The organism is Pseudomonas sp. FSL W5-0299, from assembly GCF_005930655.1.
Classification (GTDB): Bacteria; Pseudomonadota; Gammaproteobacteria; order Pseudomonadales; family Pseudomonadaceae; genus Aquipseudomonas; species Aquipseudomonas mandelii.
On record NZ_RXHX01000001.1, the window covers coordinates 19,044 to 37,422 of the forward strand.

18 protein-coding genes and 1 pseudogene are annotated in these 18,379 nt (G+C 52.2%); 12 read left to right on the forward strand and 7 right to left on the reverse strand.

The genetic code is table 11. The features are described from left to right. Positions 1 to 421 precede the first annotated feature (421 nt). From FHL16_RS00090 to FHL16_RS00120, 7 genes are all read left to right on the forward strand, one after another. Positions 422 to 703 (forward strand): hypothetical protein, encoded by a 282-nt coding sequence (locus FHL16_RS00090; RefSeq protein ID WP_138738997.1) that lies wholly within the window; start codon positions 422 to 424, stop codon positions 701 to 703. A 1-nt stretch (position 704) separates the two neighbouring features. Further along, the gene (locus tag FHL16_RS00095; RefSeq protein ID WP_077747128.1) at positions 705 to 1,337 is read left to right on the forward strand and encodes a LemA family protein; all 633 of its coding nucleotides are present in this window, start codon (positions 705 to 707) and stop codon (positions 1,335 to 1,337) included. Between the two features lie 41 nt (positions 1,338 to 1,378). After that, the gene (locus tag FHL16_RS00100; protein ID WP_077747443.1) at positions 1,379 to 2,179 is read left to right on the forward strand and encodes a TPM domain-containing protein; all 801 of its coding nucleotides are present in this window, start codon (positions 1,379 to 1,381) and stop codon (positions 2,177 to 2,179) included. 2 nt (positions 2,180 to 2,181) lie between these two features. Beyond that, positions 2,182 to 2,679, forward strand: a complete 498-nt coding sequence (locus FHL16_RS00105) for a TPM domain-containing protein (protein WP_077747129.1) — start codon at positions 2,182 to 2,184, stop codon at positions 2,677 to 2,679. A 61-nt stretch (positions 2,680 to 2,740) separates the two neighbouring features. After that, positions 2,741 to 3,289, forward strand: coding sequence for a general stress protein (locus tag FHL16_RS00110; RefSeq protein ID WP_077747130.1), 549 nt, complete (start codon positions 2,741 to 2,743; stop codon positions 3,287 to 3,289). 51 nt (positions 3,290 to 3,340) lie between these two features. Next, positions 3,341 to 3,595: a heavy-metal-associated domain-containing protein gene (locus FHL16_RS00115; protein WP_077747444.1), complete on the forward strand. Its 255-nt coding sequence runs from the start codon at positions 3,341 to 3,343 to the stop codon at positions 3,593 to 3,595. A 116-nt stretch (positions 3,596 to 3,711) separates the two neighbouring features. Then, a complete protein-coding gene (locus tag FHL16_RS00120) occupies positions 3,712 to 4,941 on the forward strand; it encodes an MFS transporter (protein WP_238706142.1) in 1,230 nt (409 codons plus the stop codon). A gap of 287 nt (positions 4,942 to 5,228) precedes the next feature. Here the strand turns inward: FHL16_RS00120 and FHL16_RS00125 are convergent, their stop codons facing one another. The 5 genes and pseudogenes from FHL16_RS00125 to FHL16_RS00145 all read right to left on the reverse strand — a co-directional run bounded on the left by FHL16_RS00125 (position 5,229) and on the right by FHL16_RS00145 (position 10,003). Then, the gene (locus FHL16_RS00125) at positions 5,229 to 5,444 is read right to left on the reverse strand and encodes a hypothetical protein (RefSeq protein ID WP_138738998.1); all 216 of its coding nucleotides are present in this window, start codon (positions 5,442 to 5,444) and stop codon (positions 5,229 to 5,231) included. Between the two features lie 411 nt (positions 5,445 to 5,855). Next, positions 5,856 to 6,884, reverse strand: a pseudogene (locus FHL16_RS00130) (OprD family outer membrane porin); the annotation flags it as partial. Between the two features lie 219 nt (positions 6,885 to 7,103). Then, positions 7,104 to 7,436, reverse strand: coding sequence for a DUF2790 domain-containing protein (locus tag FHL16_RS00135; protein WP_077747133.1), 333 nt, complete (start codon positions 7,434 to 7,436; stop codon positions 7,104 to 7,106). A gap of 621 nt (positions 7,437 to 8,057) precedes the next feature. Beyond that, the gene (locus FHL16_RS00140; protein WP_077747134.1) at positions 8,058 to 9,446 is read right to left on the reverse strand and encodes a DEAD/DEAH box helicase; all 1,389 of its coding nucleotides are present in this window, start codon (positions 9,444 to 9,446) and stop codon (positions 8,058 to 8,060) included. After that, the gene (locus FHL16_RS00145; RefSeq protein ID WP_046487081.1) at positions 9,443 to 10,003 is read right to left on the reverse strand and encodes a hypothetical protein; all 561 of its coding nucleotides are present in this window, start codon (positions 10,001 to 10,003) and stop codon (positions 9,443 to 9,445) included. Before FHL16_RS00145 ends, FHL16_RS00140 begins: the two co-directional genes overlap by 4 nt. A gap of 105 nt (positions 10,004 to 10,108) precedes the next feature. Between FHL16_RS00145 and FHL16_RS00150 the strand changes: the two genes are divergently transcribed. The 3 genes from FHL16_RS00150 (at position 10,109) to FHL16_RS00160 (ending at position 14,489) form a co-directional block, all read left to right on the forward strand. Next, positions 10,109 to 10,327: a helix-turn-helix domain-containing protein gene (locus tag FHL16_RS00150; RefSeq protein ID WP_077747135.1), complete on the forward strand. Its 219-nt coding sequence runs from the start codon at positions 10,109 to 10,111 to the stop codon at positions 10,325 to 10,327. Between the two features lie 272 nt (positions 10,328 to 10,599). Next, the gene (locus tag FHL16_RS00155; protein ID WP_046487085.1) at positions 10,600 to 12,582 is read left to right on the forward strand and encodes an ATP-dependent nuclease; all 1,983 of its coding nucleotides are present in this window, start codon (positions 10,600 to 10,602) and stop codon (positions 12,580 to 12,582) included. A 2-nt stretch (positions 12,583 to 12,584) separates the two neighbouring features. Continuing rightward, positions 12,585 to 14,489, forward strand: a complete 1,905-nt coding sequence (locus FHL16_RS00160) for a UvrD-helicase domain-containing protein (protein WP_077747136.1) — start codon at positions 12,585 to 12,587, stop codon at positions 14,487 to 14,489. 168 nt (positions 14,490 to 14,657) lie between these two features. Here the strand turns inward: FHL16_RS00160 and FHL16_RS33960 are convergent, their stop codons facing one another. Beyond that, positions 14,658 to 14,801 (reverse strand): hypothetical protein, encoded by a 144-nt coding sequence (locus tag FHL16_RS33960; RefSeq protein ID WP_156176573.1) that lies wholly within the window; start codon positions 14,799 to 14,801, stop codon positions 14,658 to 14,660. Here FHL16_RS33960 and FHL16_RS00165 point away from each other — a divergent pair. Further along, positions 14,800 to 16,656 (forward strand): DEAD/DEAH box helicase, encoded by a 1,857-nt coding sequence (locus tag FHL16_RS00165; RefSeq protein WP_077747137.1) that lies wholly within the window; start codon positions 14,800 to 14,802, stop codon positions 16,654 to 16,656. The two genes, FHL16_RS33960 and FHL16_RS00165, sit on opposite strands and share 2 nt — an antisense overlap. Beyond that, positions 16,653 to 17,078 (forward strand): hypothetical protein, encoded by a 426-nt coding sequence (locus FHL16_RS00170; RefSeq protein WP_046487091.1) that lies wholly within the window; start codon positions 16,653 to 16,655, stop codon positions 17,076 to 17,078. Before FHL16_RS00165 ends, FHL16_RS00170 begins: the two co-directional genes overlap by 4 nt. A gap of 131 nt (positions 17,079 to 17,209) precedes the next feature. On the opposite strand, the gene FHL16_RS00175 is transcribed toward FHL16_RS00170, so the two are convergent. Further along, complete coding sequence (locus FHL16_RS00175; protein ID WP_077747138.1) at positions 17,210 to 18,040, reverse strand: inositol monophosphatase family protein; 831 nt, start codon at positions 18,038 to 18,040, stop codon at positions 17,210 to 17,212. Between the last annotated feature and the right edge of the window lie 339 nt (positions 18,041 to 18,379).

Sequence of the window (18,379 nt, forward strand, 5' to 3'; positions counted from 1 at the left end):
TTCGGTATGAACTATCAAGAGCCAGGGCAGTGTGAAGTAGCCGCCGATATTTGATGTCATTCCTGTTTCAGGCGAAAAAATCTGTAAGGCTACTGAAAATCAGACCTCTGCTCTCTTGACTCATATTTTCCCTTGAGCCAAAGCTTTGCAGGGTGCAAATCACAAGCGACGAGCGGAGGAGGTTCATTCTGGTTACTTTGACCTAGATCAATCTATCTTTTCCCTCATCCTCGTACTGTAAATTTATCCACTATCCATAAGAAAAGAGGGAAAATTCATGAAACTGAAATTTTTCATCTGATTTATATCAACTCTGACTTTATTCCTCTCGGCTCTCATTTGACTCTGCCAGTATGACCAACACTGTCCAGACTTCAGGAAAAATATACCTGAAGATCGTTGTACATTGATGGCCGAGTACATGAACGCGATGCAGGATGACATGTCTAATCTAAATGGCATGGGTGTGAAATCGTCGGGCACACAAAACCGTCACTGCAATTGGTACACAAATAAATGCAAACGGCGATGGATCCGAAAAGATCTCATTATTAGCAATGCGATGAGCGGTATTGCCGCTCCGTGGCGAAGAGTTTTTATAGGTAGTACTTGGTCTTCGCAACCAAAACATGGCAAGGATATTGCCGAAAGGCGCAACAGTCACAATGTTGTCCGGTTTGAAAACCTGTTTTTGGAAAAATAAAATGCGCAAATTATGGATCCTCCTGGCAACGCTGGTTGCTTTAAACCTAAGTGGCTGTGGCTACAACACATTCCAGAGCAACGATGAGCAAATAAAAGCGAGTTGGTCTGAGGTAGTAAACCAATACCAGCGTCGGGCGGATCTGGTACCTAATCTGGTCAATACCGTCAAAGGCTATGCTGCGCATGAAAAAGAAGTACTAATCCAAGTGACGCAGGCGCGGGCACAGGCGACCTCCATACAAGTGACGCCAGAGGTGCTCAATGACCCGGCCGCCTTTGCCAAGTTTCAGGCTGCACAAGGCGAGCTTTCCGGAGCGTTGTCCCGGTTGCTGGCAGTGAGCGAAAACTACCCGCAACTGAAGGCAGACGCCAGTTTTCGCGATTTGCAGGCGCAGCTGGAAGGTACCGAAAACCGCATTGCAGTGGCACGCAATCGTTACATTAAGTCAGTGCAGGAATTTAACGTCACGGTTCGCTCGTTCCCCTCCAATTTGACGGCGATGGCATTCGGATACAAAGAGAAGCCTAATTTCACGGTAGCAAACGAAAAAGAGATCGCTAAGCCTCCCACAGTAGATTTTGGGTCAGCGCCTGCTCTTCCCTCAAGCGGGAGTCAGGGAGCAGCCAAGTGACCATGGTGCGCACGACAAGCGCCGCGTCGTTGTTTGTCTTAATGCTTTGCTGGTCTTTCCTCGTGGGTGCTCAAGTTGCAGTCCCTCCCTTGACTGGCCGGGTCACTGACCAGACAGCGACGCTCACCGCAGATCAGACAGCCAATCTTGAGCAAATTTTACGGACGTTTGAAGCCAAGAAAGGCACTCAACTCGCACTTCTCATTGTCCCCAGCACCCAGCCGGAAGCGATCGAACAATATGCTTTACGAGTTGCTGAGCAATGGAAGTTAGGCCGGAAAAAAGTGGATGACGGCGCAATCCTGGTTGTCGCGAAGACCGACCGTGCGCTTCGTATCGAAGTAGGCTACGGGCTTGAGGGCGTGCTCAATGACGCCACCAGCAAGCGCATAATCAGCGAGATCATCACGCCGCGCTTCAAGCAAGGAGACTTCTACGGTGGCATTGCTGCCGGGCTCGACCAGATGATCCGGGTAATTGATGGCGAACCGTTGCCTACCCCCAACGCACAACCTATCGGCGGTGTTACAGATATTCAGCAGTATGGGCCGCTCGTTTTTATTCTTGCGCTCGTGATCGGCAGTGTTCTGCGCCCCGTTTTGGGCAGATTTCCAGGCGCGCTAGTCACTGGAGGGGTTGTGGCCGTTATCGCTTGGTTGGTGGCCGGCGCACTGCTCATCGCGTTGGGTGCGGGAGTGATGGCGCTCTTGTTCACGTTGGTCGGTGGCGGTATGGGCGGATACGGCATGGGGGGGCATCGTGGAGGATTCGGTCGAGGCGGTGGTGGCTTCGGCGGAGGCGGAGGCGGGTTTGGCGGTGGCGGCGCATCGGGGAGATGGTAACCATGAATATCAAACGCATTCTGAACCATCTTGTTATGACCCACTGGCAGGTCAATCGGGCTTTCCCCCACGAAACGTTGATCGTGATAGAGCAAGCGATCAAAGCCAGTGAAGCTGCACACACCGGAGAAATCCGTTTCGTTGTTGAGGGCGCCCTGGATAGCACACCGCTTTTCAAGGGCCAGTCCGCGCGCGAGCGCTCTGTCGATGTTTTTTCGCAGTTGCGTGTATGGGACACCGCTCACAATAACGGTGTGCTGATTTATCTATTGCTCGCTGACCGGGACGTGGAGATTGTTGCCGATCGCGGGATACACGTGAAAGTAGGCTCTCAAGAATGGCAAAGCATTTGCCTCCAGATGGAAGTCGCCTTCAAACAATCCAATTACGAACACGGCGTAGTCAGCGGTGTTCAGGCGGTTACACAGCATCTGACGAAACACTTTCCCATTGCCGGCGTTGAGCCGAATGAATTACCGGATAAACCAATGGTTCTCTGAGGAGCCCTCTATCGCTGGTGCCAACCAAAAAACTCAAGCACGCTCAACCGAGGAACAGAGCATGACACTCCAACTGGATCAACATGACGCTGTAGTCGCTGTATTCGTTCATCATCAGGATGCAGAGGACGCTGTCCGCAAACTTGCTGCCAGTGGTTTCGACATGACGCATTTCAGTATCGTCGGACAAGGTTTTCATTCCGAGGAAAAGGTTGTGGGTTTTTACAATGTCGGCGACCGAATTAAATTTTGGGGTAAGAAGGGCGCATTTTGGGGCAGCCTTTGGAGCCTGTTCTTCGGCGGAATATTTCTGACCCTTCCTGTGATCGGGCCTGTCATGGTGCTTGGTCACTTGGCAGGGATCGTCGTTGCCGCTGTCGAGGGTGCAATTCTGGTCGGTGGGTTGAGCGCGCTTGGCGCTGCGCTTTTCAGCATCGGCATTCCGAAGGACAGCGTTATCCAGTACGAGCAAGCCGTCAAAGCTGATGGATTTCTTGTTGTAGCCCATGGATCCTCGGACGAGATGGCGAGATCCAAAGCAATCCTTGAGTCAAGCAATCCGGCAAGTATTGATCTGCATGAGAAGGTGAAGGTCCATGCAGGAGACTAAAAGCGTATTACTGCAATGTTTGTATTCCCTATCATGAAAAGGAGTATCACCATGCAAAATCAAACGTTGAACGTAACGGGTATGACGTGTGACGGCTGCACCAGCAAGGTGGCAAACGCGCTGAAAGCAATTCCCGGAGTCCATGACGTAGTAGTGTCGCTCTCGACCGGCGAGGCTGCGGTACGTTATGACGAGCAACTGACCTCACCCGATCAACTGAAATCGGCCGTTAAAGGCGCGGGCTATGGCGTGGATATGGCTAAGGCCGCGTCCAGTCATCAATCCAAGGGCGGTTGCTGCAGTTAACTCGTCCCTATGATGCCCAGCAGTCAGACCGCAGGCATGACTCGATGGCCTGTGGCTACATGAGGGTCACCAGCGTGCGCTCAGCAGGTTTGCCCATCGCGACTATGGTCACGCTTATGCTGAGCGTGTTCACTGTGTCGATTGGCTTTGGCATAGTGCTTCCACTTTTGCCCTACCTGATTGAGCGACTCCTGGGCGCGGGAGGTGATGCTGCGCAAGTTTCCCGGCACACGGGATTACTGACGGCTATCTATACCCTTTCACTTTTTCTATTCGCCCCCCTGTGGGGTCGACTTTCCGATCAACGCGGCCCGCGTGGTGTACTGCTTATTGGACTCCTCGGCTTTGGCGTAACCATGTTGGTTTTCTCGTTTGTTGAGAGTCTCGTCGCTGTATACGCCGAGCGTTTTCTGAGCGGCATGTTCGCCGCCGCCGTGACGCCTGTAGTTGCGGCGGTGATAGGAAACGTCACGACGACTGAACAGGGCCGAGCCCGTCGGCTTGCGTTCGTCAGCATGACAGGGATTAGCGGCTTCCTGCTTGGACCGATGCTGAGCGTGTTCGTAACGCGCTTTGCCGCAGATACCTTCAACCTCGCCTTGCCGCCAGGATCAGTCGCGGTTCCGCTCGCGGCGACGGGGTTACTCGCCTTTTTAGTGGCTGGTGGAGTTGCGTTTGCTCTACCAAGTATCGACGTCCTTGGTCGGTCAACGAAGATATCGAAGGCCTCGGCCGATCAAAAAACATGGCTCGTGCCAAAACTCCTTATTCTCACGTTCATCGTTTCGGTCGGCGTCGGGGCCTTCGAGGTCGGGCTCGCACTACGTGGTAAACAGGAACTTGGTTTGAGTCCATATCAGATTGCGCTGATGTTCACCGAGTGCAGCTTGGTGATGTTTGGGATGCAAGCAATCGTATTCTCACCCTGGTTTAAGCCGGACACGACCCGCTGGCTCATCGCGCCCGCACTCTCCGTGCTGGCAGCTGGGTTGTTCCTTGTACCTTGGGCATCTGATTTTATGTTGATGCTGGTCGTGATCGGTGCGGTCGCTGCCAGCGCCGGCATCCTGTCGCCGATCCTCACTTACTGGATCTCGGCCAAGGCTGGAAGTGCGCAGGGCTGGGAGCTAGGCAAGCAAACGGCAGCGTCCAGTCTTGGGACAACCTTAGGGTCGGCGGTCGGTGGAATCCTCTACAGTACTGTCTATCTGCCAGGTGCCTCTTTCGTTCTGAGCGCGAGCCTCACAGTGCTTGGCTTCTTGCTAAGCCTTGGGCTGCCGCATTTACTAATGCTTCCTGATTTATGCTCTCGTTCAGTATCCGCGCGATCGAGCAAGCAAAAATGAAAAAAGTAGGGCGTTAGATTTCTCGAGGTATTAAAAGCCCAGTCTGATTTCGATCACGAACATCATGCTGTCTCGATTAACGAATGATAAAGCGATAAAACGTTGTCAATCTTTTAAGTTTACGGCGCAGTAGCGACTTCCTGCTTAGGTGCAGCGCTTTCAGCTGCCGCGGCGAATTGAAATATCAGGTGCTCATGTACGCTGCGGCTTTGGGTGAGTGCGTCCTTGGCCCTGAGGAGGGTGTTTTGTAGGCGATCGTTGTCTTGCGCCAGGCGCTGTTCCCGTGTTTACAGTCCACCTAGGCGGGTTTGCTGAGCGAGTAGGTGCTGCCGGAGTTCAGTCAGTTCGTGTTCCAGGCACTGCTGGCGCTGTTCAGTGGCCTGGCGCTCGTCGTCGTGCTGTTGAGCGACTGACTCCTGGTAATGGGCGCGATCAGTCAGACGCGGTTCGAGGTCGAACTTTTCACTGCCCAGACCAGCCAGGACCACTTCCTGACGCTGCACGGCTTCCGTCAGCCCTTGGTTGCCAGCGCCAGGGCCTGCTGTTCCTGAACCTTGATTAATGCGTCGTGTTCTACAAGAGTTTGCTGCAACTTTCCCTTCAGCGCGGAGGTGGCTGGTTACCTCGACCATTATGGACAGCTTCCTGACCCCTTGATGTTCTGGCTATTTGGTCGGGCACCCTTGCAGCGCTTATTAGATGACCACAGTCAGACCATGCTCTAACCCAGATGCACATTAACCCGAGGCCCACCATGAACGGCGTCCCCATGAAAAAAGCATTTCGTACACGGTTGTTGAGCAGCAGTTTGATCCTTGGGCTGAGCTGTTTCGCTTCGTCTTGCCGTGAGCAATAACTTTTTTTTTCCGCAGCGCTCAATGCCGAGTAGTTGATCATGATCAATGAGCGACTGGTTCGTAGCGTAGCTGCAAGGATTGCTCTTTCGGAGAGTTGAAGTCGCTGTACTGGATGGAGTTATCCAGAAAAATCGAGTCTGATTGGCGCAGGTAGTCGAAGTCGTCATTGCCGTTGCTGCGCTGATAGCCAACGGTCACCGTGTGGACGCCGAATTTGACCCCGGTTTTGCCGCTCCAGATGTTGTTATCAAAGCTGCCTAGGAGTTTTTTACCCTCGTCGACCGCGCGGTAGTAATTAAATCCACCGATCAACGCGATGTTGTCTGAGAGCGGATAACTAAAGGAAGTGCCAGCGTAATACTGATTCCAAACGTCCTTAAATTGGCTGGAGTAAAGACTCACACCAACATGCTCATTAACGGTGTAATCGCCCCCTAGGTAGGCAATCCACGGAGCATCAACAGCACCGGCATAGAAAGTCGAAAATCCGTCACGCATGCTGCTCGAATTGGGTTGGCTCATCGCATGCAGCCGGCCCCCCTGAATGGTCAGGTCTTTAATGCTTATATTGGTAAACGTTGCCCCCCTAAAGCTCTCTGGCAGCAGTCGAGAATCGCCATATGCCACGACAGGCGTGGATGGAAAGACGTCTCCTACTTTGACCACCGTATCCGTAAAGCGAGCCTTCGCGGCTCCGCCTACTTTTGAGTAAGAGTCTTCAGGTTGGCCTTTGCTGTTGTAGGGCATGACATCCACTGAGCTTCGAGCCCCCGAGCGCCCATCACCCGAATCAAGCTTGAGTCCTACCATTGCAAATGCATCAATGCCGAACCCGACGGTGCCTTGGGTAAAGCCCGACTCAAAACGTCCAATAATCCCATGAGCCCATTCTTCAGCGTAGCCATTGCCTGTAGGACTTGACTGACCCTTTCGATAGTCACGATTGAAATAGAGATTACGATTGAGAAGACTAAAGGTGCTCCCTTCAATGAACCCCTCAGGTTTTTGCTCAACGGCCACTGCAACTTGCCCCATGCTCATACCAAGGGCAATGAGAGAAAGACCATAAAAGCTTTTATTGTTCATTTAACACCCCAGGCTTTAGCTTGGCAGAGTTTCTTTATGAAATATTTTTGTCATTATAAAAAGCCACCGACACGTAGGGATTCCCTCTAAGTGCCGGCAGACATAATTTCATACAAAAGATAACTCCAGCGTGACCTGAAAATTACTTCTATGTCAGCGACCAGTAAGCATGCTTAAAAAGCCTAATGAATGATCTGACGTAGATATGACCTTTAGGGGTTAGCTTCCGTGTGGGCAGTTGGTACCCATAATCTTGTACTCCACGGTATTAAGCCTGCCCGCCGAGTCTTCATAAGTCATGCGCGAAGGCGCAACACTACAGGTTTTGTTGGCTTGCGTGACACTGATCACCTTCTGAATATCGAGGTTCATACCATATTCATAATGAACAACCTCAGGGATGGCCTTACCATTTTTCAAGGCATATTGCTCCATCGCCTGTTGGTTTTCTTGCATCATCCGACCGTAAACGCGGTCACCGCCGCCTTCAGCCATGGCCAATGACGACAAGGTCAAAATAGTGACGGCAAAAAGTGCTTTGAGTGATTTCATGATTATCTCCTGGTTCTCACTAACTTCTGAATAGAGAATAACCAATGAAGCCTTTCAGAAAGCTGCCGCGAATATTACTTATGTGTAAGCTTTCCCCCTTTCCCCCTTTCCCCCTGTACTTGTGAGCGCAACTCTTAGGAATTTAATTTTTTGGCGGAGTACGTTGTATGGTCGTACCAGCATCAAAACTCGCTCGAATTCCATATTGAGTATCTACGAGCCTCTTATTCAAAAATACATATCCCCATAGCGAACGACTTCACTTGGTCGCTTTTTATCTGTCATGACTGACCGCTTCACGGTCAGTTGCCGTCCTTCGCGACAGACAAAAACGGCCAACAGCTGCCGGTCAGGAAGGCAATCGGCAACCCATCAGTCAGTCATTCGAAGGCCGGGTATACTTCCTCATCGTAGGTATCTTCACGAACCGACAAACACGTACGATGGCACCACCATCCCTCGCTATAGAATATTTACAGAGCCCCAGAGCGTGCCGCTGAACTGCCCTCTGATTGAATTGCCCCTGACTCTGTAGACACAAATGACTGGCAGCTATGGGTTCCGGTCCAGGCTGCTCTGGCTGATCTGAAGGATCTAGCAATCATCATGCGGTGCCGGAATTCAATAATAAGCAAGAATCTCTGTTCGAAAGCTTGACGAGATATCCAGTTCGTAGAGGCCTTTTCTCTCTACATCCCCTACGAACGATAGTTCACCCTCTACTTGAGGAACTGCACGGTGTATCGAAATTTCAGTTGAGCCATCGAAGGGTGCTTCGAGCTCACTATTTTTTTCCCATGCAAAACGCGAGCTGGCGCCTTGAACATAATCCAGAACGGCCAGATCCTCTGGAAGATCCTCGGCAATCCGCTGGGAGAATTGTTGCAAAAGGGGCTCTGCAAGCGCATATAGCCATGCATGCTCATCAATATCTCCCATGCGTCTCAACACCCGCCCCAGCACCTGCCGGTAATGTAGTTCTGTGCGAATCCTACTGAGGTAGCAGCAGACCTGCAGTCTTGGAATATCGGTGCCCTCGCTAATCATCCCCACTGCCACGATCCAGCGATCATTGCTATTGCGAAACTTATCAATAAGGCCTTGAGCCCCGGGAGTCTGGTTTGTGACGACCAAACAATTTTCACCGCGGGCCATCAAAATAGAGGCAATCTGATTGGCGTGCCGGACGTTAGTCGCTACCACCAAGCACGCGGCATTTGGGGTGACCTTCCGGATCTCATTTAGCCGTTCACAGCCCAATTCGATGGTCTGTTGCACGATCTCATCGTTAGAGAGTAAGTCCTCAAAATTAACGGGAGACTCAGTGAGGAGCTGGGCAATGCTGGGATAAACAACGTCCGTTGAGCTGTTACCCACTTGCTCTGTCAGTCTTATTGCATTGTTATCGATCAGCACGATACGGGGAGGACGGCATACCTTGTCTGATATCGCCTCCTCAATGCCGTAGAGAAAGTCGCAGATCAGGCGGCCCTCCGGATTTGAGTACCTTGCCAATGCAATAGCTCTCTCATCCGACCGCCAAGGTGTACCTGATAGCGCAAGGGTATAGGCAGCTCTGTCTTGAACCCTCTGCAGAATGATCTGCCCCCAAGAATTGCTAAAAAGTGGGTCATGGCCTGCGCAGTGGTGGATCTCATCGAACACTGCGAAGACTCGATATTTATCAAGCAGCCTCCAGAATTCTTCACCCTGATGATGCATGCCTTGATAAGTGGTGGCGACACCAATAGAGCCTAATAGGCCATCAAACTGGCGGTTTAACACACCTGAAAATGTATTCCTCAATCCCTCTACTACTTGGCAGGACGGAGCAAAACAGAGCACAAGATCAATCTCACCGGAGAGCAATAGTTGACGGGCGATTTCCGCCGCCATTCTGCTCTTTCCTGCACCAGGGGTTGCTTGGCAAAAAAAATGCGGAGAATGCTTATAACGAGATAGAGCTGCATCAACGCATGCAGTCTGCCAGGCGCGCAGAGAGACATTCATGCGGCTAGCGACTTTAAGGTCTTCTCGACAGCCTTGAGGTGACCAAGTAGCCGAGAGCTTCGATCGCGGGCCTCAATGTAATTATCTTCAACCCAGACTTTCAGCTGTGGCATTTCATTCAAGAGCTGTTTATACCGCTCAGCCTCGCCCATGGATGTGAGCAAGTCCAACCGAATTTCTTTGGCCAACGTCTCAAGCCGTTGGGAAGGCGCCTCAAACGGTTTAAGAATACTCGCAGTAGGGCTTTGACCTTGCTGAGGGGAACAACTCATGAAATTGCAGTCGACGAGTTCAACAGAGAGAAGCTCTGGCTTGTCTAGCACGTGAAAGACCTGTCCTCGTTTTCGACGCACTTCATCTTGCCGAATCCATCCGACATGCTTCAAGCGGCGGACCTGCTCATATACATATTTCCAGAGCTCACCGAGACCGATATCTGATGGGGCTATTTTCTGAGCGTAGGCATCTCGAAGGTCGAGAGTGGTGAATCGTTGGAGTTTCTCTTCCTGGAGTAACTCGCAGATGTGCCTGTTTAACTTAAATGTAGCCGGTTTCATGCAGGCACCTAGGAATGCAAATAGCTATACAAATGCGGATTATAATCCGTCGCCACCTAGTCCGCAAACGACGGATAGTTTCGCCTTGAGTAAGTCGAGGCGGTTATGCATCAGCTGGCAAAGGATCTCGGGCAGAACATCCGTGAGCGAAGGATATCGGTAGGCCTATCTCAAGATGCTTTAGCGCACGTATGTATGATGGATCGCAGCTATGTCGGTAGGATCGAGAGAGGCGAAGTCAACCTTACGATCGAGAAGCTCTACCGCATCGCATACCAACTGGATTGCCAACCTCACACCCTGCTGCCATACATCAGTCGTTAGAGCCCTGACTCTAGATCGACCCTTCTCTGAAGAAGCACTGACCGATTTTCGCAAGGCTCGCCGATGGATCGAGGGGGATGCTCGCACTGGTGCTTGGGGGGCTGAAATCAGCTTGCTGCTATCCCGTAGCTGATAGCCTTGGCCAAAATACCTAATTGGCCAGAGTGGCCCAAAAATCGGGGGTTAGAGGGCTGTGCGCGAAGGGATACTGCGCTAACCTCGCCGGATAGTAACGAGCATGTGTGCCCGTTACCGCATTGAGGAAGGAACCTGTGCGCATCGAGTCGATCACGGTATCTGGCTTTCGCTGTTTCGGCCCGAATGAGATTGCCATCCCTATCTCAGCTGAGGTCACCACAATCGTTGGTCCTAACGCTGCGGGTAAAACTGCGCTTCTGCAGGCTATGTCGAAGATGTTCGGGGTCACGCGGGCGCAGCGCACCGTATCATTTTCGGATTTCCACCTCGCCCCCGGAGAGGATCCTGAGAGCCGCGATTCCAAAGAACTCTACATCGAGGCGCTTATTGCCTTCCCTGAGTTGCTGGACGGGTCTGCAACCCCAGAAATCATCGCCCCTTCATTTCGGCACATGCTGATTACGAGAGCGGCCCAAGCGCCCGTTTGCCGAATGCGGCTTGAAGCACAATGGGACGACGACGGCACGCTTGAGGGAGAGGTTTCACAGAATCTCTTTTGGATCGATAGCCTGGATAAGGAGCCCGCAGAGGACAAATACCAGCCAGTGGCTGTAACCGATCGGGGCCTTATACAACTTTATTACACTCCAGCTAGCCGGGATGCCGCCGGCCAAATCCGTGCAACTGCCGGTACCCTGGCCGCCCGACTCCTGAGGGCTATTGAATGGTCCTCCGACACTGAAGACAAAGTGCAGGAGGCGACTGAGAGCCTGACAGCCGCGTTTGAAGGCGAGTCTGCGATCACCGCAATCACCGAGGCCCTGCAAACGCGCTGGGCAGATCTGCATGACGACGCTTCTAATACCAAGCCTAGGCTCAGTCTGGTGAGCCGACGGTTTGAGGAGGTGATAAACAAGATTGCAGTCATATTTGAGCAGGGGCCTGACGGACGAGAAAGAGGTATCGAAGCCCTTAGCGACGGACAACAGTCGCTATTTTATTTTGCATTGGCCGCCGCCGTTTTTGACTTAGAGCGCGAGGTCGTTGAAGGTTCTGTAGACGGATTTCGAAAGGATGCACTGCATATTCCTGCGCTCACACTGTTTGCCCTTGAGGAACCTGAAAACCATCTTTCGCCCTACTTCCTTGCTCGAATCATCCGCCAAGTTCGATCGTTGACTGAGGCCAGTGGGGCGCAGGCCATAATTACGAGCCATTCGCCGGCAGTTCTTAGTCGCGTCGAGCCTAGCGAGGTTCGTTACTGCCGCTGTAACGCCAAGACGCGCATATCTAATGTGAAGCGAATTGAGCTGCCGGCTGGTGATGTGGAGGCCAGCAAGTTTGTGCGTGGTGCCATATTGGCCTATCCCGAGCTGTACTTCGCGCGGTTTGTCCTGCTCGTTGAGGGTGATTCGGAAAGGATCGTCCTCCCTCAACTCGCCGAGGCACTTGATCTTCTCATCGACCCAGCTTTCGTCGCGATCGTCCCTCTCGGTGGAAGACACGTCCAATATTTCTGGCGCTTACTTAAGGGACTAGGTATTCCTTACGCAACTCTCTTGGACTTGGATCTCGGCCGCGATGGTGGAGGTTGGGGGCGAGTAAAAACAGCTCTGGAGAAGCTTATTGAGTTCGGCGAACCTAAGGACAAAATCCTCAAAATCACATCCGGCATTATGACCGACGCAAAGTTGGCCGGAATGCACAAATGGAGCAACCCAACTGACCACTCCAACCTGTTGGGTTGGATGAATAGGCTGAAGAAATACAACGTCTTCTTCTCTGCGCCGCTGGACCTTGATCTGGAGATGCTAAATGCCTTCCCCGATGACTATGCCGCTGTGATTCCGAAAGGAGGTGGCCCCCGCATGGCCGCCGACAAGGCGGCGGAAGTTGTGCTGGGCACATCAGGTCCGGGACTTGCGGTATACACGGGGCCCTACGAGGACTACCCGGAATCGTTTCCGCAATATCGGTACCACTTTCTCACCCATAGCAAGCCAGCTACGCACCTTGCGGCATTGGCCCGGATTAGCAAGGCGAGTCTGATCGCAGAAATGCCAGCAGTTCTAGCCGAAGTTGTTCGACATATTGCCAGCTCCTTAAGGCGAGACTGATCATGGCCGTTTCGTCACGCCGAATACGTCCCGAGGACTGGAAGCCCGTAGGGGTGAAAGCTCTGGAGGCGAATGCGCTGACGGTGGCTCGTTCGCGAAAAAATCGGTCCGTTATTGCGGGGCCGGGCGCTGGCAAGACAGAACTGCTCGCGCAGCGCGCCGCCTTTCTCCTTCAGACTGATGCGGCCCCATCTCCTCGGCGCATTCTAGCTATTAGTTTCAAGCGCGATGCTGCGTCAAATCTGGCAGCACGCGTACGCCAGCGCTGCCACCACACCCATGCGAGCCGCTTCGACTCCATGACGTTTGATGCGTTTGCAAAAGGATTGGTCGACCGCTTCGGTCAGGCGTTGCCGGATCGCTGGCGGCCAAGACCCGATTACGAGATCGCGACTCACAATGAACGAGATTTTCGTGAGTTCCTTCATGAGCTTCCAGCGCCGCCTTCGATAATCGGAACGAAAAATGACGTGCGTGGAATTGGGCCAAAAACATTTGAGCGCCAGCACCTGCTCGGCTTACCGCTGCCTGTAGACGGATGGCCGGCCCCAACTGTCGAACAATGGGCGGCAGATGCGTTCTGGCAACAGTCACTCCACAACGGCGGCAAAAGTGTGCTGTCTTTCGCGATGATTGGCCGTCTCGCTGAACTGTTGTTGCGAGTCAACCCGATGGTACGGGATGCCCTGCGCCTCACTTATTCGCATTTGTTCATGGACGAATTCCAGGACACCACCAGGGTCCAGTACGATCTGGTAAGCACGATTTTCCGAGGCACAGAAACCATCGTGACTGCTGTCGGAGATAACAAGCAGCAGATCATGCGTTGGGCAATGGCGATGGATGATCCTTTTTCTGCCTTCGATGCCGATTTCGAAGGTGCCCGGACTTCGCTCTTCAACAATTACCGATCTTCGCCGGAGTTGGTACGTATCCAGCACGTGCTGGCCCAGGCGTTAGACGCGCGAGCCGTACAGCCGGTATCTCAGGCTGATGGCACAATTGACGGAGAAAGTTGCTCAATTCTCGATTTTGCAAGTCCGAAAATTGAAGCGCGGCAGTTGGCACGATCAGTGGCGTCCTACATTGCCCATCTGAAACTGGCTCCTCGAGATTTCGTCATCCTGGTTCGACAAAAGGCAGGAGAGTATGCCGAACTTTTAGAACCTGCTTTCGCGAGCGAAAACTTGTCTCTGCGTAACGAAGCTGGAATGGTCGGCAAAGTGATGCTGCAAGAGCTGATGGCAGAGGAAATCTCAAAGTTGCTGGTCACCGTTCTCCGCCTCGCAATGACTCCGCGAGCTGGTGGTTATTGGTCGACCTGCCAGAATTGGCTCGCGTCAATGAGAGGGATCGATGCCGATGACGCAATCAGGCAGAGTAGGCTCGCGCGTGAGTTGGATACCTATACAACCGAACTGGCTGCACGTTACTCCCATTCCCCAAAAAGCAAGTCGGCCTCGCGCGCACTTGTTGACGACATCCTAAATTTCGTGGGTCCAGAGCATGTGATCCGCTCCAACCCTGCCTATGACCAGGGAACCTGGCTAGAAAAAGTGCTAGACGCGACGGCGGAACATCTTCTGTCCACCTCGTTCCACAGTACGGACTGGTCCCACGCCCTCGACATGTACGAAGGCGTCCACGCAATTCCATTGATGACGATCCACAAGAGCAAGGGCCTTGAGTATCACACCGTCATTTTTGTCGGACTGGATGACGGCGCGTGGTGGAGTTTTTCCCAGGATGAAATTGAGGCGACAGCAGGATTTTTTGTGGCTTTCACCCGGGCCAAGCAGCGGGTCATATTTACTTACTGTGCCTCGCGTGGCACACGAACAAAAATTGCGATCCTGTACGAGCTGCTTACCAAAGCCGGAGTCCAAATTACGTCCGGATCGAATTGATGTTTCTAAGCGAGACTTCAAAGTTAGAGTATCGTGGCTATGAACTGTCTTCGGCAGTGGCGGCATGAGCAGGCTCGAAAATTCAAGGCACCTTGAGCAATATGATTCGGCTATTATGATTAAAAAGCGTGTTCAGCCCTCTAAACCGCCTTTGTTGATCCAGTTGATTCAGAAATAAGGATATTTCGATGCCCGCCACAGCTTCGTTGCTGTCGACAGTTCTCTTTCTATCGCAATCTGCGCAAGCGCATGCTGCTCGTTCGAGCGGCGGTTTTGTCGTGGATTCTCGAAAAACGCCAGAGAGTTTTTCATGAATTACTTTACCGACACTGCCGTTAACATTTTAGGCAACAGTAAGCTGCGGACGCCTCAAATCGAAGCCTACATCAAGGCCCAAGAGCATTTTGCAAGCAATCCTGAGCAGGATGCGCTGATCGTGCTGCCTACGGGCACGGGCAAATCAGGGCTGATTTCCATCGTGCCGTTTGGAATGGCGAAAGGGCGTGTCCTGATCATCACCCCTGGTCTTGTGACCAAGCAGAGCATCAGGAAGACCCAGGACCTCCTGGAGGACAATTTCTGGATTAACTTTGATGTGATCTTCAGCGGAAATGACCTGCCCGTCACTTGCGAGTTCAACTCGCTGACGCTCCAGCGCAACTTGGAGCAAAGCCACATCGTTTACTCCAATATTCAGCAAATTCACAGCGACCGCTCTACGTGCCTGACCAGGCGAGTCCCACCCGACTTCTTCGACCTGATCATCGTCGATGAAGGGCATCACGCGCCGGCTGAAACTTGGCAAAAGACACTTGGCTACTTCGCCAAGGCTAAAAAGCTATTTGTAACTGGAACCCCATTTCGCGGTGACAACCAGGAAGTGCCCGGAAAGCTGATTCACACAACGCCGCTGTCTGAGGTGATGAGAGACCGCTACGTCAAATGGCTCAGAAAAGAAACGGTCAATGCTCATCAACTCTATTTCACGTTGGCTGACCAGCCTGGCGTTAGGCTATCAAAGGAGGAAGTTCTCGGGTTCAAAGATCCTGAGTGGGTTCAGCGCAGCGTTGCATTGTCCAAGGAATGCTCACTGGATGTGATTGACCAGAGCATTTACAACCTCACCGAGCTGAAGAAAGCGTCACCTGAAGTGCCTCACAAAATCCTTGCTGTGGGCTGCAGTATTTCCCATGCCGAGGATTTGCGTACTTGGTACGAGGCCAAAAATCTGAGAGCGGCGATTGTTCATAGCTACATGGAGCAGTCGGACATCGATGCAGCTTTTAGAACGATCGATAACAATCAATGCGACGTGGTCATCTCCGTGAACATGCTGATGGAAGGATATGACCATAGATACCTTACGGTTCTTGCACTTTTTCGACCCTATCGAAGCCTGAATGCTTTCGCTCAAATCGTCGGCCGGGTTCTTCGCGCAATCCCTATAGAGGAGATCACAGCGTTCGAGATTGATAACAACGCCGTTGTGATCTACCACGAGGAAACCGGCCTGGATGAGATGTGGAGCTCGTTTCAGAAGGAGGTTGATCGAGCAAAACATCAACGCACCAAGGAATACGTGATCACTGACCAGGAATACGTTCGAAAAGAGGAGTCCCTGGCGGGGGTTGGTTCCTCCGAAGCTTTTGTCAGCGATCAGGATTCCTATTTGGAAGACCTGGATTTCAACAAGATTTTCTCTGACAAACGAGCCGAAATCGATGCTTTTGCGGCCCAGAAAGTCAAAGAGTTGCCGGGCATAGAGGGTTACGACGCTGACGTGCTTGCACAGTTGACGAACGTCATCCGCAACGCTGAGATGAAGAAAGCCGCCCAAGTCATCGACCCGACACTCATGGAAAAACGACCAGAGATCGCGCGGAAGCAGCTTCGAGAGATCCTTACCAAAAAGGCCCAAGATGAAGTTGCCACACTGCTCAGCGACCTAGGGATCGACGAGAAAAGCTCTACTCTTTATCGGAAATTCGCAGCTCACGTTCCGATGGCAAAGCCGAATACTCCCAACGACGGTATACTGGTGAGCTTTATCAATACCAAGCTGGCTAAGAAGTACGGCAAGGTTGCTGAGCGTGATAATAGCTCGCTTTCCGAGTCGATCGCGCACGTGGAAGTAGTCATCGCTGAACTGAGGAAAATGCTGAGATGAGCCTCGAATCTATCAAATTACTCGTTGACGAACTGACGACTCTCCATATCAGCCGAGGCGTTCAGCCTAGCGACCTCATCGACAACCTGTTCGAAGACACCTACGTCGAATCAGCATCCCGTAAGACATCGAATGGTGTGATATTTGAGATCACCTTTCTCGAGACCGATGAAAACGACTGTCCTGTGAAAGTGGCGATGCGATACACCTACGACAGTAGTCGCAACTTGGTGCTCATCGAACAGAAGGTCGCAAAGAAATACGCAATTCAGTGGGATCGTGCAGCCTCGATACGCCAACGAGTTGAAAGACTCGAAGCGATGCTGGCCACCAGTCTTCCACAAGAGAAAGTGACGGCCATACTTTCCACTATCCCAGACGATTTTGTGGCCATCTTTCCTCGTCTGAAGCTCGTCGCTTAGTCCAGGTATAACTGGACATATACCGCTCGGAGAGTGCCCCGTCCTGTGTGGAACGATCGGGTGACCCCTAGAGTTCAATTACTCGCGTAGAGCATGGTTTTGACCGATTCTGGTGGTCAATCGTCAGGCTTCTAATCAATAGCGTTTGAACCCCCGAGCACCAGACTCCATTCACGAGCTTTCAACTCGCGACATACTGAAGGTGATCCACCAAAGCAGCGTTGCGAAACTGCCATCATCTGTGCCTCTGTCACATAGCGAATCTCGGACCCATTTTCATCCAATAAGACGCCTCCGGCACCTCTCAACAGCGCATGACCTGCCACAACATCATGCGCTGAAACAGCGTAGAGAGAGATGCCGCAAATTCCGTCACCCGCAGCCACTCTTGCCAGTCTGTACGCGATCGATGGCATTGCATGGAAATGTCCTGGAGCACACAGTTCACGATTGAGTTCTGGCTTTGTCATCGCTGCTGCACTCACCATGATCGTGCTCTGATTCGAAAGCTGTTTATTCTCGAGGCGTACAGACACTGCTCGACCGTTGCGAATCAAATGGGGGGTGCCCTCAGCCCAACCGATGCAGTCGGGGTGCCCCTCAGAAGTCACTGGCGCGTATACGACCCCCATCACGGGAATGGTGTTATGCAGTAGCCCTACTGATATCGCTGATCCCTTCATGCCATTCAAAAAATCACTGGTGCCATCGTTAGGGTCTACAACCCAACACCACGACTGCCCTGTCAGAACGTGCCCGGTCTCTTCGCCCCAAAAATCGCAGTTGAACACGCTGAGAAGTTCTGGCCGCAAGAAACATTCGATTTCGACATCGATCGCGGCCTTGTCACCAATGCCTCGAGGTCCCTCTGGAAGACTCCACTCGGCCGCGAGGAGAGCGCCTGCGTGTTGAACGATCTCTGTTACTTGAGCAAGTAGTTCAGAAAGATTTGGACCAGGCATAAGGCTCCTCAAGGCTGATAAACCGCTCAGGGAATGTCTCCAAGGCTGCTGTGGCGCATGATAGGCATACCGATTGCAATTCACATCGTTTATAGCAAGTCGTTCCATATCGATACCCCAGGATCATCATGAGAAGACCAAAGAAGATACTTTTAAAGCTTAAGCAGATTGTCGAATACAGGCGGATAGCCCGCTCTGGTCTGGAAAAGCGGTCTCTCAAACAGAGCAGATTCTTGGAACGGGCAGCAAGCTTTGACCGAGATTTTGAGCCAGTTGAAGGCCTGGGTGGTGCAAGCAAACAATCACCTAAATGCATATCTGCAAAAGATAAGGAGGCCT

What these genes read in the sequence shown, in the direction of transcription:
- FHL16_RS00175 (WP_077747138.1), bottom strand. Translation starts at nt 18,040, where the DNA reads ATGCCTGGTCCAAATCTTTCTGAACTACTTGCTCAAGTAACAGAGATC.
- FHL16_RS00120 (WP_238706142.1), top strand. Translation starts at nt 3,712, where the DNA reads ATGCTGAGCGTGTTCACTGTGTCGATTGGCTTTGGCATAGTGCTTCCA.
- FHL16_RS00145 (WP_046487081.1), bottom strand. Translation starts at nt 10,003, where the DNA reads ATGAAACCGGCTACATTTAAGTTAAACAGGCACATCTGCGAGTTACTC.
- FHL16_RS00090 (WP_138738997.1), top strand. Translation starts at nt 422, where the DNA reads ATGAACGCGATGCAGGATGACATGTCTAATCTAAATGGCATGGGTGTG.
- FHL16_RS00135 (WP_077747133.1), bottom strand. Translation starts at nt 7,436, where the DNA reads ATGAAATCACTCAAAGCACTTTTTGCCGTCACTATTTTGACCTTGTCG.
- FHL16_RS00105 (WP_077747129.1), top strand. Translation starts at nt 2,182, where the DNA reads ATGAATATCAAACGCATTCTGAACCATCTTGTTATGACCCACTGGCAG.
- FHL16_RS00160 (WP_077747136.1), top strand. Translation starts at nt 12,585, where the DNA reads ATGGCCGTTTCGTCACGCCGAATACGTCCCGAGGACTGGAAGCCCGTA.
- FHL16_RS00150 (WP_077747135.1), top strand. Translation starts at nt 10,109, where the DNA reads ATGCATCAGCTGGCAAAGGATCTCGGGCAGAACATCCGTGAGCGAAGG.
- FHL16_RS00115 (WP_077747444.1), top strand. Translation starts at nt 3,341, where the DNA reads ATGCAAAATCAAACGTTGAACGTAACGGGTATGACGTGTGACGGCTGC.
- FHL16_RS00100 (WP_077747443.1), top strand. Translation starts at nt 1,379, where the DNA reads ATGCTTTGCTGGTCTTTCCTCGTGGGTGCTCAAGTTGCAGTCCCTCCC.
- FHL16_RS00170 (WP_046487091.1), top strand. Translation starts at nt 16,653, where the DNA reads ATGAGCCTCGAATCTATCAAATTACTCGTTGACGAACTGACGACTCTC.
- FHL16_RS00165 (WP_077747137.1), top strand. Translation starts at nt 14,800, where the DNA reads ATGAATTACTTTACCGACACTGCCGTTAACATTTTAGGCAACAGTAAG.
- FHL16_RS00140 (WP_077747134.1), bottom strand. Translation starts at nt 9,446, where the DNA reads ATGAATGTCTCTCTGCGCGCCTGGCAGACTGCATGCGTTGATGCAGCT.
- FHL16_RS00110 (WP_077747130.1), top strand. Translation starts at nt 2,741, where the DNA reads ATGACACTCCAACTGGATCAACATGACGCTGTAGTCGCTGTATTCGTT.
- FHL16_RS33960 (WP_156176573.1), bottom strand. Translation starts at nt 14,801, where the DNA reads ATGAAAAACTCTCTGGCGTTTTTCGAGAATCCACGACAAAACCGCCGC.
- FHL16_RS00095 (WP_077747128.1), top strand. Translation starts at nt 705, where the DNA reads ATGCGCAAATTATGGATCCTCCTGGCAACGCTGGTTGCTTTAAACCTA.